This is a genomic window from Stenotrophomonas sp. NLF4-10 (assembly GCF_022359915.1).
GTDB classification, from domain to species: domain Bacteria; phylum Pseudomonadota; class Gammaproteobacteria; order Xanthomonadales; family Xanthomonadaceae; genus Stenotrophomonas; species Stenotrophomonas daejeonensis.
Genome location: NZ_JAKSEE010000003.1, coordinates 881641 through 895000, shown reverse-complemented (window position 1 = coordinate 895000; position 13360 = coordinate 881641). Strand labels below are relative to the sequence as shown.

Below are 13360 nucleotides of genomic sequence, written 5' to 3'. Positions count from 1 at the left end.
CAATTGTGCGAAACGGACCTTGCCGGCTTCGTCCAGCTCGGCGCCGCCAAGGCGGAAGTCACGCAGCGCATTGTCCAGCGCTTTGGCACGGGCCCCGTCGAAGCCGGCCGCTTCGGGCGAGGCCGCCAGCGCCTTGTATTGCGCGTACAGCGCCGGGTTCTGCGCCACGGCACTGCCGAAGCGGCTGATCTTCGGCAGGTTGGCGTTGTAGGCCTCGCGCAGTTCGGGCGTGTTGACCACCGCTTGCAGGTGCGCGACCTGGCCCCACGCGCGGTACAGCCGCTCGGTGGCGTCGTCCAACGGGGTTACGAAATTGTCCCAGCCCACCGGCGCCACGGTTTCGGCGGTCTTCACCGCGGCTTCGGCCTCGGCCAGCAGGACATCGATGGCCGGGGTGACGTGTTCGGGGCGGATCGCGTCGAAGCGCGGCAGGCCGGAGAAGTCGAGCAGGGGATTGGCGTTCATGGCGTTCCGGAAGCGGGGGTCAGGCCTGATATGGCGACGGCTCCAGCCACGCACAAGGCAGCGCCGGCATGCCCTGCCCCGCGACGGCGGCGGCGATGGCGGCATCGGCAGCGGCCACGTCGATGCCCTGCCGCTGGTACCACGCCGGGTCGTAATAACTGTGCGCGTAGCGTTCGCCGGCGTCGCACAGGATGGTGACGATGGAACCGTCACGGCCGGCATCGCGCATCAGCTGCGCGGCATGCAGCACGCCGATGAAGTTGGTGCCGGTGGAGCCGCCGACGCGGCGACCGAGGGTGGCACTGACGTGGCGCATCGCCGCCAAGCTGAGCGCGTCGGGCACCTTGACCATCGCATCGACGCAGGTGGGAATGAAGCTGCGCTCCACGCGCGGACGGCCGATGCCTTCCACGCGCGAGCCGCCTTCGCAGGCCATGTCGCGCCAGTCCTCTCCCCGCAGGGCCGCGCAATAACCGTCGTAGAACACCGAGATTTCCGGGTCGGCGCACAGGATCAGGGTGTCGTGGCGGCGGTAGCTGACGTAGCGGCCCAGCGTGGCGGCGGTACCGCCGGTGCCGGGGCTGCACACGATCCATTCCGGCACCGGGTGCGGCTCCTCGGCCATCTGCTTGAAAATGGATTCGGCGATGTTGTTGTTGGCGCGCCAGTCGGTGGCGCGCTCGGCGTAGGTGAACTGGTCCATGAAGTGGCCGCCGGTTTCGCGCGCCAGCCGCTCCGATTCGCGGTTCAGGTCGCAGGCGCGCTCGACCAGGTGGCAGCGGCCACCGTGGAACTCGATGGCGGCGATCTTCTCCGGCGAGGTGCTGGCCGGGATCACCGCGATGAACGGCAACCCCAGCAGCCGCGCGAAGTAGGCCTCGGACACCGCAGTCGAGCCGCTGGACGCCTCGATCACCGGGCAGCCCTCGCGCAACCAGCCGTTGGCCAGCGCATACAGGAACAGAGAGCGCGCCAGCCGGTGCTTGAGGCTGCCGGTGGGGTGGCTGGATTCGTCCTTCAGGTAGACGTCGATGCCGGGGAAGCCGGGCAGGTCGAGCGGGATCAGGTGGGTGTCGGCCGAACGGTTGAAATCGGCCTCGATCTTGCGGATGGCTGCCGCCACCCAGGCACGCTGGGACATGGATCGCCACTTCATGGAAACTGAAGCCGATTCTACTGTGGGCGGCCCGGACACGCCGGCGATGACGTCACCCCGCGGCTTGCGGTGGTATCGTGCGGCCCTTGCCTTCCCGCCCCATCCCACGTGCCGCGCATCCTGTTGCCCCTGCTGCTGTGCCTTTCCCTGATCGCCGGTACGGTCGGGGCGGCATGGACGGCCACGGCGATGGCGGCACCGGCGCAGGCAAGCGCGCAGCACGACATGGACCATGCCTGCTGTGCCGACGGAGGCGGCCACGGGCAGCCGGCAAAGCAGGTGTGCGGCGAGGGTTCGCATTGCGATTGCATGCAGCACTGCAACCTGCTGCCTGCGCCCGTGGTGACGCAACTGGCGGCCCTTCCCTGTTCCCCGGAACCCACTGCGCTGCGCCTGCTGCGCCATGACGTGACGCCGGACCGGTTGCACCGACCTCCCATCGCCTGAGCCGATGTGATTGCCGGCCAGTGACCCCGTAGGAGCGCACTTCAGTGCGCGATGGGGCATGCCCGGCAAGGCCTCATCGCGCACTGAAGTGCGCTCCTGCGTGATCTGCGCTCGTTCCTTCACCGGGACGGCACCGGAGTTCCCATGACAAACGATTTCCTTTCCGATCCGCGCTCGCTGCTGTCGCGGCGGCGCTTCGTGCAGGGCCTGGCCGTGGGCGGCGTGGTGGCCGGCAGCGGCCTGTGGCGCGCTTTCGATGCGTTCGCCACGCCCATGCGCGCGACCGCCGCCAGCGAACTGCACGGCCATGACCTGAACCTGTCCATCGGCCGTTCCACCGTCGATTTCACCGGCCGCGCGCGTAGCGCCGTCACCGTCAACGGCTCGCTGCCGGCACCGATCCTGCGCTGGCGCGAGGGCGAGATGGCCACCATCCGCGTGGCCAATACGCTGACCGACGAAATGACCTCGATCCATTGGCACGGCATCCTGCTGCCTTCCAACATGGATGGCGTGCCGGGCTTGAGCTTCGATGGCATCGCGCCGGGCGAGACGTTCCAATACCGCTTCCAGCTGCGCCAGTCCGGCACCTACTGGTACCACGCCCATTCGCTGTTCCAGGAACAGGCCGGGCTGTACGGCGCGCTGGTGATCGACCCGCTGGAGCCGCCGCCGTACCGCTACGACCGCGAGCACGTGGTGCTGCTCTCGGACTGGACCGACCTCGACCCCGCCGCCCTGCACCGGCGCATGAAGAAGATGCCGATGCACGACAACACCTACCAGCGCACGGTCGGTGATTTCCTGCGCGACGCGCGGCGCGATGGCCTGCGCGAAACGCTGGCCGACCGCGGCATGTGGGGGCGGATGCGGATGACGCCCAGCGACATCTCCGACATCAACGCCCACACCTACACCTACCTGATGAACGGCACTGCGCCGGCCGGCAACTGGACCGGGCTGTTCCGCAGCGGCGAGAAGGTGCTGCTGCGCTTCATCAACGGCTCGGCGATGACCTATTTCGACGTGCGCATCCCCGGTTTGAAGATGACCGTGGTGGCCGCCGACGGGCAGTACATCCATCCGGTGACGGTCGATGAATTCCGCATCGCGGTGGCCGAGACCTTCGACGTGATCGTCGAACCGAGCGGGCAGGATGCCTTCACCCTCTTCGCGCAGGACATGGGCCGCACCGGCCACGCCTGCGGCACGCTGGCGGTGCGCCACGGCCTGCAGGCGCCGGTGCCGGCGCTGGACCCGCGCCCGCTGCTGACGATGGCCGACATGGCCCACGACCACGGCGGCGGCCATGCCATGCCCATGTCGCACGGTACGCATGGCGGGCATGACGCCCATGCCGGCCACGGCGGCGACACTGCGCCGAAACACCCGGCCGGCGAACGCCGCAACCCGCTGGTGGACATGCAGACCTCGGCCACCTCGCCACGGCTGGACGACCCCGGCATCGGCCTGCGCGACAACGGCCGCAAGGTGCTGGCCTATGCCGACCTGCACGCGCTGTTCGACGACCCGGACGGGCGCGAACCGGGACGCGAGATCGAACTGCACCTGACCGGGCACATGGAGAAGTTCGCATGGAACTTCGATGGCGCTCCTTTCGCCAGCGCCGAGCCGCTGCGGCTGAACTACGGCGAGCGCCTGCGCATCGTGCTGGTCAACGACACGATGATGAGCCACCCGATCCATCTGCATGGCATGTGGAGCGACCTGGAGAACGCGGACGGCCAGTTCCAGGTGCGCAAGCACACCGTGGACATGCCGCCGGGCACGCGCCGCAGCTACCGCGTGCGCGCCGACGCGGCCGGGCGCTGGGCGTTCCATTGCCACCTGCTGTACCACATGGAGAATGGGATGATGCGCGAAGTGAGGGTGCAGCCATGAAGACGATGCCACGCTCCTTGCTGTTCATCGCCCTGGCGCTGGCCGCCGGCAATGCCTGCGCGCAGGCTGCGCACGCAGGTCATCACCCGCATGACGCGACGCCGGCCGCCAACCCGCATGCCGCGCATCGCAGCACCACGCCGAAGGCCGATGCGGCCGATGCGCATGTGGGCCATGAGATGACGGGGCCTGTCACATCCCGCGCGGAGCATCTGCCACCCGCTGTTCCCGCTGTCGATCCGCATGCCGGCCATGCAATGCCGGCGAACGCCAGCGATGCACATGCCGGCCACGCGATGCCAAACCACGCGCACGATCATGCGGGACGACATGCTGCCGCCACGCAGACACCGCGCGAGCCTGTTCCCGCCCTGACCACCGACGACATGGCCGCCGCATTCCCGGTGCTGAAGCCGCATTCGATGGAACATGCATCCACCTTCAACAGCCTGGTGCTGTTCGACCACCTGGAAGCGTGGAACAACGCCCACGGCAGCGGCCAGTCATGGAATGCCAAGGGCTGGTTCGGCGGCGACATCGACCGCCTGTGGCTGCGCGGCGAAGGACGGCGCGGCGACGACCATCTCACCGGCTGGTCGCTGGATGCGCTGTACGGCCATTCGGTTTCACCGTGGTGGGACGTGGTGGCCGGCCTGCGCCATGATGGCGGCGACGGCCCCGGCCTGACCCGCGCCGCCATCGGCGTGCAGGGACTGGCGCCGTACAAGTTCGAGGTCGCGGCCACCGCCTGGCTCGGCGGCCCACGCAAGGTGGAGCTGGCGGTGGAGGCGGAATACTCCTTGCTGCTGAGCAACCGGTTGGTCCTGCAACCGACGCTGGAAGCCGGCATCGCCGCCGATGACGATCCGCGTCGCGGCGTCGGCAGCGGGCTGGGCCACGCCGAAGCCGGGCTGCGCCTGCGCTACGAGATCACCCGCCGCTTCGCGCCCTATGTCGGCTTCGTCCACGAACGCCGCTTCGGCCGCACTGCCACGTTGCACCGCGACGCGGGCGAAGGCGCGCGCGATTCGCGCTGGGTGGCCGGCGTCCGCTTCTGGTTCTGAACATGCGCGAAGGACCCGCTCCCGCCATCGACGCTGTCCTTCCGCCCTTTCCATCATTCCCGAGGTTCACATGAACGCATCGCTTCGCAAGCTGGCCGCCCTGCTGCTGGCCGTCGGCTCCGTATTCTCCATCGCCGCCTGTGGCGCCGCGCCATCGCCGGCAACGCGGGCACAGGACACCACCGCCGGGGCCGCCGGCACCCTGCCGGTGGTCCACGTCCACAAGGACGCGAACTGCGGCTGCTGCAACGGCTGGATCGAACACATGCGCGCGGCCGGCTTCACCGTGGTTGCCCGCGACAACGACGACATGGTGGCGGTGAAGCAACGATCGGGCATCCCGCTGGCGCAGGCCTCCTGCCATACCGCCGAGGTCGGCGGTTACGTGATCGAAGGCCATGTGCCGGCACAGGACGTGTTGCGCCTGTTGCGCGAGCAGCCCGCCGCGCGCGGCCTCGTGCTGCCGGGCATGCCGGTCGGTTCGCCGGGCATGGAGTCGCCGGACGGCCGCCGCCAGCCGTTCACGGTGGACCTGCTCGGCAAGAACGGCACGATGCAGGCGTATTCGCACCATTGACCGGCGCACCTGGAGCGACGTGAGCCGCGACCAGGCATTGTCGAAAAAGCCCGGTCGCGACTCGCGTCACCCCTACAATGATGCGGCCCGATGGCTCTCCCTTCCCCCATGAAAGGAACACTTCCATGAACCTCGACGCCCTCCGCCAACAGCCCGGCGTGGCCGCGCAGCCGCCGGCCGAAACCACCGGTTTCGTCTTCAACCACACCATGCTGCGGGTGAAGGACATCGCCGCCTCGCTGGATTTCTACACGCGCGTGCTCGGCTTCCGCCTGATCGACAAGCGCGACTTCCCCGAGGCCGAATTCAGCCTCTACTTCCTGGCCTGCGTACCCGAAGGCACGCAGGTCCCCGAGGACGACGCGCAGCGCCGCCTGTGGATGGCCGGCATTCCCGGCGTGCTGGAACTGACCCACAACCACGGCACCGAGACGCAGGATGGCCCGGTCTACCACGACGGCAATGGCGAGCCGCGCGGCTTCGGCCACATCTGCGTGTCGGTGCCGGAACTGGAAGCGGCCTGCACACGCTTCGAGGAACTGGGCGTGCCGTTCCAGAAGCGCCTGCAGGACGGGCGGATGAAGCACATCGCCTTCATCAAGGACCCGGACGGGTATTGGGTGGAGATCATTTCCAACCGCTGAGCGGCTCCGCGGAAGCCGGTGCCGGGCAAGCCCGGCACCTACGGCAGGCGTGGGTGCAGGCGTTCCTGTTCCAGCAGCAACGGGGTGCGTTGCAGGGCCGCGGCCACCTCGTCCCAGCCGGCGCGCCGCGCCCAGTCGCACATCGTGCCCGATACCGCTGGCGAGGGCGGTTCGCAGCCGGCGATGACCTCCGCCGGCAACGCATCCGGCGACATCAGCCACGGCAGCAGGCGCCGGTTCGCGGCCGCGGCCGTCTCGGCCAGCTTGGCGGCGATGCGGAAGCCACCACGGTCGATGTCGCCCCAGTGGTACAGCGCGGCATCGGCCGGCAGCCCGGCCAGCAAGCGCGCATAGGCCGCACGCCACGTCGGCGACGGCATGCCACCGGTATAGAGCAGCAGCACCGGGGCGTCGCCGCGCAGAGCGGCGGCCTCGTGGAAGCTGGCGAGGTTCTCGATGCTCAGCAGCGCACGCGCTCCGGTGGCGATGCCGCGCACCGCATCCACCGGGAAACCCAGCCAGCGCCGCGGCAGGACGTGGTGGCTGCCGTCGTCCAGCTCCACCGTACCCTGCCCGGCCAGCAGCAGCGGTTGCGGTTCCCTGCGCAGGCCCAATGCCGACCAGACCTGCTCGTCCTCCAACCCGCTGGGCGCGAGTTCGCCGGTGACCAGCAGGTCGAGCCACGCGGTCAGTGCTTCCAGCCGCTTGCTGTCATTGAACAGGGCGATGCTGGCCTTGCGCAGGATGCGTTCGCCGCGCGCGTCGGCCAGCAGGGTATCCGTGGCGCGGGCAGCATCGGCGAGGTCGGTGGCGGCCTCAGGGCCGTGGCCGCGCACCTTGCGGCCGGCGCGCCAAGCGGCCAGCACTTCGGTGATGACGGAGAAACGCTGCGGGGCATTCGTCTCGTCGGAATTTCCGCAGGAGCGCCGTGAGTCGCGACCGGGCGTTTTCGGGAAGGCCTGGTCGCGACTCACGTCGCTCCTGCAAGGGTACGGTGCGCTCCATTGCGCCAGCAGGGCTTCGGCGCGCACCACGCGTTCGCCCAGCAGTTCGATGCGCAGGTCACGTGCCAACGCCGCCACGTCACGCACGGTCAGGCGCAGCAGGTGTTCGCCATCGTCGCGGTGGCGGTCGCGTGTGGCGGTGATCGCGCCGGCGCGCTCGGCCAGCGCGATGCGGGCGTGGAAAGCATCGAAATCGGCGACGCCACGCAATGCGCGGTATTCGGCGCCATCGCGCTTGCCGTCCATCGGCAGCGTGGCCGGTTGCGCGTCGCCGGCCAGCATTGCCCTCTCCGCACGGCGCAGCAGGCGTTCGAGCACGCGCCTTGCGGGCGTGTCGTCTTCCGGCTGCGCCGGCCCGTTCACGTCGCCGCATGCTCGCGTTCGATGCGCTCGGTTTCGGCCGCCAGCAGTTCCGGGTGCAGGTCGAACTGGTCGGACAGCAGCAGCGCGCGCGCCGCTTCGGTGACTTCGATGCGCTCGGCCTGCAACAGGTCGCCGTCGCGGAACAGTTCGATGTAGCTGTCCAGCACGCCGGACAGGGTGCCCTGCGCGGTGTCCGGCGCGGCCAGCACCAGTTGCAGGCCCAGCGAGCGCAGGTAGCCGGTGATGGCGCGCGCGTTCTGCGCGTCGATCTTGTCGCCGAATTCGTCGAGCAAAATCAGCCCCAGCCCACCCGGTTGCGCCTCGCTCTTGCCGTAGGCCGCGGCCAGCGCGGCGCCGGCGATCACGTACAGCGGCGCGCGGTGCTCGCCGCCGGAGCCGGAGCGCATGCGCTCGCTCAGGCTGCCGATCACACGGTCTTCCTGCCGGATCTGCACCTCGAAGCGGAAGAAGCGGCGGTAGTCGTCCAGCGGCGAATTGGCGACGTGCGCGGCTGCCTTGTCCTCGACCAGCGCGCGGAACGCCTCGGGCACCTGCCCGGCGCTTTCGAACAGCGTGTCCTCGCCGCCGATGTCGGCGGCGCGCTGGATGAAGCGGTGCAGCTCGCGGAACTCCGGCAGCACGTCGTAATGGAACTGGTAGCGCTCGTTGTTGGAGAACGCCGGACTGGCGCGCAGGGTGCGGTTGAGCGTGTTGATCTGGGTCTTGAGCCGGGTGAAGTTGTCGTACAGCGTCGAGGCCACGCCGGTGCGGAAGGTATCCACCGCGGTGGCATAGGCTTGCCGCGCTTCTTCTTCGTACTGCACCAGCTCGGTGTCGCGCAGTTGGGTCAGTTCGCGTTGCAGCAGGCTGCGCGCGGGCCGCCATGCGCTGGCGTCGAAGTCGAGTTCGATGGCGTGGTCGCGTGCGTACTGCGCCAGCCCACTCCATGCCTCGGGCAGCAGCCGAGCCAACTGCGCATCGCTGTCCTTGGCGCGTTCCTCGCAGCGGCGCGCGCGCTCTTCCAGCGAGGGATATTTCTCGTCCAGTTCCTCGCGCTGGCGTTCGACCCGGTTGGGATCGACATCCGGGTCGGCGAAGGCTTCCACCGCGCGGCGCGCGACCAGTTCTTCCTGCTGGCGCAGGCCGTCGAGCAGGCCACGCGTGCGTTCGAGGTTGGAGGCGGCCACCGCTTCCTGCCCGACCAGCGCATCGGCGCGCTTTTCGCAGTCGGCCAGTTGCAGGTTCAGTTCGCGCACCTGTTCGGACAGGCGCAGCAGATCCGGGTCGAGCGAGGCGCGGCGGCTTTCCTGCGCGCTGCGGTAGCGCTCGCCCACCTGCCGGTGTTCCAGCACACGCTCGTGCAGCGATTGCGCCACCGCGTCGGCATCGGCCAAGCGCGCCAAGCCGCGCTGGCAATCGTCGGCGCGGCGCAGTTGCGGTTCGATCTCGCGCACCGTGCGCTCGGCTTTTTCGATTTCCTCGTGCAGCACGCGCAGGCGTGCGCGGTTGTCGGACGCGCCGATGCGCAGATCGCCGGCGGCGGGCAGGCGCAGGCGTTCGATGCTGCCGCCGCGCGAGAGCAGGCCGTCGCGGGTCAGGCCTTGGCGGCTACGCACCAACTCGGCTTCGGTTTCAACGCAGCGCAGTTCGCCAAGTTGGCGGCGCAGGAAGGCCAGCGCGTCGTCGTTTACGCCTTCCAGCAACGCAGCGACGCTGCCAGCGGCGGGTTCTTCGCCACCACGCGAGTTGCGCGCCTGACTCGACAGCGCCAGCTTGACGCCATACACCGAGCGCCCGCCGGACAGGCCGCGATACAGCTTGACCGCCCGCTCCTCGTCTTTGTCGGGGATCAGCAGTGCCTCGACGTTGCTGCGCAGATAGCCTTCGATGGCGTGCTGCCACGTCGCGTCGGTGACGCGCACCAGATCGCAGACCGGGCGTGCGTCGATGCCGGCGTCGCGCAGGTAGCTCATCAGCCGCACCGTATCCGGGTGCAGTTCGGCTTGGCCTGCCGCCAGACGCTTCTGGTTCTGCCGCGCGGTTTCCAGCGCATCGCGCGCCTTGTCGTGGGCGGCGTGCAACTGGCGGGCGTAGCGATCCACCAATTCGCGTAGCGGTGCGGCGGCACGCAGGGCTTGGCGCGCACGCGCGAACAGGTCTTCCGGCGTCCACGGCAACGCATCTTCGGCGGCGAGCGCCGACAGTTCGGCGTGCCAGCCGTCCCAATCTGCGCGCGTGGCGGCCAGTGTTTCGGCGTCGATGCCGTCGAGCGCCAGCGCGTCGAGTTGGCGGTATTGGTCGCGGATGAAGCCGACTTCGCGCAGCAAGTCTTTCTTCAACTGCGCGAGGCGGTCGCGGTCGCGGCCTGCCAGTTCGTCCAGTTGCGCCTGTTCGCCGTAGCCGGCGCTGCCTTGCAGGCGGGCGTTGGCGCGCGCTTGTTCTTCGCGCAGCGTGTCGCGCTCGACGCGGGTGTCTGCGAGGTTGCGGCGGGTGTCGGCCAGTACGTTTTCCGCATCGGCGAGCGCGCCTTCGGCCTGATCGAGTTGTTCGCTGTAGATGTCGCGTGCGTATTCGGCGGCCAAGGCGCGCGCGGACGCGGCGCGGGTGGCTTGCCCTGCGATCTTCTCGTACTGACGCTCCACGCCTTCGGCGGCGTCGATGCGTTGCCGGACCTGCTCGATCTTCTCCTTGATCTGGCGGAAGCTCTCCAGCAGCGCGCGGAAGCGGGCGATGTCGGTAGGCCGGTCCTCGGCCACCAGCGTGCGCACGAACAGGTCCACGTCCTCGACGCGCTGCAGGTTCAGCGCGTTGAGGAAGGCCTTGCGATAGGCGGTGAGGTCGGGGCTACTTGAGGGGCCGGCGCGCAGGCGCAGCAGCAGGTCGCGCAGGAAGCGCTCGGCGTTGGGGTGCAGTTGCGGGGTTTCGCCCACTTCCTTGCAGCGGCGGCTGATGTGCTCGCGGAAGGTGTTCCACGCCAGCGGCAGTTCCTTGCCGTTGATGCGCTCGACGTGTTCGTCCAGTTCCAGCGCCACGCCCGGCAGCAGGTACAGGCCGTGCACGCGGTGCTCGGGTTCATCGCTTGATGCACCCAGCGCGATGCCGGCGGTCAGCGGCGTGCCAGTCTCGGTGTCGCGGAACACCAGCGAGATGTAGGTGGTGGCGGTGCGGCGCTTGCGGCCCTCCTCGCCGGTGCGGAACACGCCGAGGCAGTAGTCGCGGATGGTGCGCGCGCGGTGGCTGCCGCCGGCCTGCGCGTTGAAGCGGATGCGGCTGCGGTCGCCGCCGAGCAGCACGATCTGCAGTGCGTCCAGCAGCGCACTCTTGCCCGCGCCGTTAGGCGCGATGATGGCGCTGGTGCGGTCCAGCCGCAGGCTCTGCGCCTCGAACAGGAAGAACTGGACCAGATGGACGCATTCAAGCTGCTGCATCGTCGTCCTCCACGTCCATCTCGCCATCCTCGTCGCGGTTGTGCTGGTCCAGCCGTTGCAGCCACTGCTCGCCGACGATCTCGACGATGGCTGGGCGCACCCGCAGGTGGAACGGCTGCGGGTCGTCGCTTTCCGACTCCACCAGCCGGCACACGCCCCAGCGTTTCAGGGTGCGCGCCAGCGTGCGCAGCGTGCCGACGTCGGGCATCGCGCGGCTGGTCAGCGCCTGCCAGCTTTCCTGCAACTCGGGCAGCTCGATCACCACTTCACCGTGGTCTTCGATCAGGCTCTGGCGCATCGCTTCGTCGTAGCGTTGGCGCATCACCAACAGCGCCAGCGTTTCGTCCAGCGTTACCGGCGCACCTTCGCCATGCGCCGGCAGCGCGACCACGTAGCGGTAGTGCGCGTTGCGCTCCACGCGGATGCCCAGCGGCTCCAGCGCGGCGGTGAAATCGGCGAGGTGGTCTTCGACCAGGTGGTAGGCCACGCGCGAGCGCGCGTCGGCGGCGTACAGCACCTGCTCGGTGGCAAGGCGATAGGCGGCGCGCTCGAAGTCCTGCACCGTGTAGGTGCCGTTGGACATCTGGCTGAGGGTGTTCCAGCTGCGTTTCATGAAGGCCGGGATTCGGGAATAGGGAATGGGGAGTCGGTAGGAGCGCAGCTTGCTGCGCGATGGGGCTGTACCGGTAAAGCCCCGTCGCGCAGCAAGCTGCGCTCCTACGAGGGCATCGTGCCTATCCGCTGGATGCGGAAGCGCGGGCCGCGCAGGTAATCGTTGTCGTTGCCATCGCCGGCGTCGAGCAGCTCGACGCGGAAGCCGCGCAGCAGCCGGCCCAGCGGGTCCTCGCGACGCAGGCCACCGATGCGGTTGCCGCGCAGCGCCAGGGTCAGCAGGGTCTGGTAGGCGCGCAGGTCTTCGATGCTGGCAATGTCCAGCTGCGCCGATTCGATCGCCGTTCCGTGTTGCAGATGGCGGCCGACGTAGCGCGCCATGTCCTCGGCGTTGACCAACCGCGCGCGCTTCATCCGTCGCAGCAGCGACAGCCGCGCCAACTGCTCGGGCGTGGGCGGCGTGGTGGCATTGGCACTGCGCGGGATCGGCGCAGGCTTGCGGTGCGGTGGACGCAGCCGGGTTTCGTCCATCAGCGGGCCGGGCGCGACCGGCAGCCGCAAGGCTTCCTCCGGTGCCGATAGCACGCCGCGGCAGGCACGGCGCAGCAGCACGTCGAGCTTGTCCGGCGCGCGCAGGCGGTAGTCGAGGAAGGCCAGCGCGCGGCGGTTGGCTTGGCGGATGTCCTCGTCGAGCCGGGTCAGGTATTCGTCGATGCGCTCCAGCTCACGCAGGCGGCCGAGGCTGCGCGACAGCCGCTGCTGCGCGCGCACTTCGTCGCCGCCGGTGACGTGTTCGCGGTACCACGCCACCAGCGTCTGCCGCGGCGCGCCGGTTTCCAGTTGCTGCACCATCGCCAGGATCGAACTGCGCCGCGCCATCGGGTGGTCGGCGCGGTGCAGTTCGGCGTAGTCGCCGATGAACAACTGGCCGACGTAGCGCTCGAACCACTGCCGCGCGAACTGCGCGGTGGTCTCGGCCTTGCTCAGCTCCGGCATCAGGTCGCGCACCTGCAGGCCCATCGACGCCAGCGACACCAGCAGGCGGCGCGCCTGGTCGGCGGCCTCGTCGAGGATGCCGCCGTCCATGCGGCCCTCGGCCACCTGCTGCAACTGCAGTTCCACCGAGCGCATCTTGGCCGACACGAAGGTCGGGCCGTGTTCGCTGAACTCCACCAGCGTCGAAAGCAGCTGCGCCACCATCGGCGGCATGGTCACCATTTCGCGTGCGCCGATGCGCTCCTGGCGCAGCCAGCCGGCGGCGCGGAAGCGGTCGTGGATGGCATTGGCGCGTGTATTCAGTGTCGCGTCCGGGGCCTGGCCGTCCTCGTCTTCCCACGGATCGTCGGTGAGCAGATAGCGCTCGATCGCGGCGGTGATCTCGCGCCGCTGGAAGCCGTGGCTGGGCGGCACCGGCGCATCCGGGCCGAAGAACTCGTCGAACAGCCGGCACAGCAGCGACCAATAGTTCTGGCGGTTGGCCGAGGCCAGCGGGCCGAAGATGCCGGCGGGCACGACCGTGAACAGCGGCGGCGTGGTCGTGGGGGTGGTCGTACTCAAGATGTCGGGGGTCCTGCTGCTTCCTGCCGTGCTCCGGCGATTGTGGCATATCGCCACCAAGGCTCGCCTTCCACGGCACGGTATTGCTTACTGGCCTCGACCGCGGGATGACGCGCCCGTGCGCGGATGCTGCCGCGGTTC

The 13360-nt window shown here is 69.2% G+C and carries 11 protein-coding genes (1 of these 11 cut by a window edge); 5 read left to right on the top strand and 6 right to left on the bottom strand.

The features are described 5' to 3' along the window. Together MIC98_RS04290 and MIC98_RS04285 are read right to left on the bottom strand one after the other, a co-directional pair. Window positions 1-465 carry the 5' end (the start) of a M3 family metallopeptidase gene (locus MIC98_RS04290; protein WP_239735923.1) on the bottom strand. Its footprint begins 1563 nt before the window's first position, so 465 of the gene's 2028 nt are visible here — the first part of the coding sequence; it begins with the start codon at window positions 463-465; its stop codon lies off the left edge, out of view. A 19-nt stretch (window positions 466-484) separates the two neighbouring features. Continuing rightward, a complete protein-coding gene (locus MIC98_RS04285) occupies window positions 485-1606 on the bottom strand; it encodes a PLP-dependent cysteine synthase family protein (protein WP_057640995.1) in 1122 nt (373 codons plus the stop codon). Window positions 1607-1729: 123 nt separating this feature from the next. Between MIC98_RS04285 and MIC98_RS04280 the strand changes: the two genes are divergently transcribed. From MIC98_RS04280 to gloA, 5 genes are all read left to right on the top strand, one after another. Further along, a complete protein-coding gene (locus MIC98_RS04280) occupies window positions 1730-2068 on the top strand; it encodes a CopL family metal-binding regulatory protein (RefSeq protein ID WP_239735921.1) in 339 nt (112 codons plus the stop codon). A gap of 144 nt (window positions 2069-2212) precedes the next feature. Then, window positions 2213-3970 (top strand): copper resistance system multicopper oxidase, encoded by a 1758-nt coding sequence (locus MIC98_RS04275; protein ID WP_239735919.1) that lies wholly within the window; start codon window positions 2213-2215, stop codon window positions 3968-3970. Next, window positions 3967-5034, top strand: coding sequence for a copper resistance protein B (locus MIC98_RS04270; protein ID WP_239735917.1), 1068 nt, complete (start codon window positions 3967-3969; stop codon window positions 5032-5034). Before MIC98_RS04275 ends, MIC98_RS04270 begins: the two co-directional genes overlap by 4 nt. Window positions 5035-5104: 70 nt before the next feature. After that, on the top strand, window positions 5105-5611 hold the full coding sequence (locus MIC98_RS04265; protein ID WP_239735915.1) for a DUF411 domain-containing protein: 507 nt from the start codon (window positions 5105-5107) through the stop codon (window positions 5609-5611). Window positions 5612-5736: 125 nt separating this feature from the next. After that, on the top strand, window positions 5737-6255 hold the full coding sequence (gene gloA, locus MIC98_RS04260) for a lactoylglutathione lyase (protein WP_239735913.1): 519 nt from the start codon (window positions 5737-5739) through the stop codon (window positions 6253-6255). Window positions 6256-6293: 38 nt separating this feature from the next. Here the strand turns inward: gloA and MIC98_RS04255 are convergent, their stop codons facing one another. The 4 genes from MIC98_RS04255 to MIC98_RS04240 all read right to left on the bottom strand — a co-directional run bounded on the left by MIC98_RS04255 (window position 6294) and on the right by MIC98_RS04240 (window position 13219). After that, complete coding sequence (locus tag MIC98_RS04255) at window positions 6294-7622, bottom strand: Wadjet anti-phage system protein JetD domain-containing protein (RefSeq protein WP_239735910.1); 1329 nt, start codon at window positions 7620-7622, stop codon at window positions 6294-6296. After that, a complete protein-coding gene (locus MIC98_RS04250; protein WP_239735908.1) occupies window positions 7619-11050 on the bottom strand; it encodes an SbcC/MukB-like Walker B domain-containing protein in 3432 nt (1143 codons plus the stop codon). The genes MIC98_RS04255 and MIC98_RS04250 overlap by 4 nt, the downstream gene beginning before the upstream one ends. Next, complete coding sequence (locus tag MIC98_RS04245; protein ID WP_239735905.1) at window positions 11037-11663, bottom strand: DUF4194 domain-containing protein; 627 nt, start codon at window positions 11661-11663, stop codon at window positions 11037-11039. Before MIC98_RS04245 ends, MIC98_RS04250 begins: the two co-directional genes overlap by 14 nt. Window positions 11664-11767: 104 nt before the next feature. Then, window positions 11768-13219, bottom strand: a complete 1452-nt coding sequence (locus MIC98_RS04240) for a Wadjet anti-phage system protein JetA family protein (RefSeq protein ID WP_239735903.1) — start codon at window positions 13217-13219, stop codon at window positions 11768-11770. Window positions 13220-13360: the final 141 nt, after the last annotated feature.

Bases quoted from the DNA above. Each gene is read 5' to 3' on its own strand.
- MIC98_RS04285 (WP_057640995.1), bottom strand. From the start codon at position 1,606: ATGTCCCAGCGTGCCTGGGTGGCGGCAGCCATCCGCAAGATCGAGGCC.
- MIC98_RS04275 (WP_239735919.1), top strand. From the start codon at position 2,213: ATGACAAACGATTTCCTTTCCGATCCGCGCTCGCTGCTGTCGCGGCGG.
- MIC98_RS04270 (WP_239735917.1), top strand. From the start codon at position 3,967: ATGAAGACGATGCCACGCTCCTTGCTGTTCATCGCCCTGGCGCTGGCC.
- MIC98_RS04265 (WP_239735915.1), top strand. From the start codon at position 5,105: ATGAACGCATCGCTTCGCAAGCTGGCCGCCCTGCTGCTGGCCGTCGGC.
- gloA (WP_239735913.1), top strand. From the start codon at position 5,737: ATGAACCTCGACGCCCTCCGCCAACAGCCCGGCGTGGCCGCGCAGCCG.
- MIC98_RS04250 (WP_239735908.1), bottom strand. From the start codon at position 11,050: ATGCAGCAGCTTGAATGCGTCCATCTGGTCCAGTTCTTCCTGTTCGAG.
- MIC98_RS04245 (WP_239735905.1), bottom strand. From the start codon at position 11,663: ATGAAACGCAGCTGGAACACCCTCAGCCAGATGTCCAACGGCACCTAC.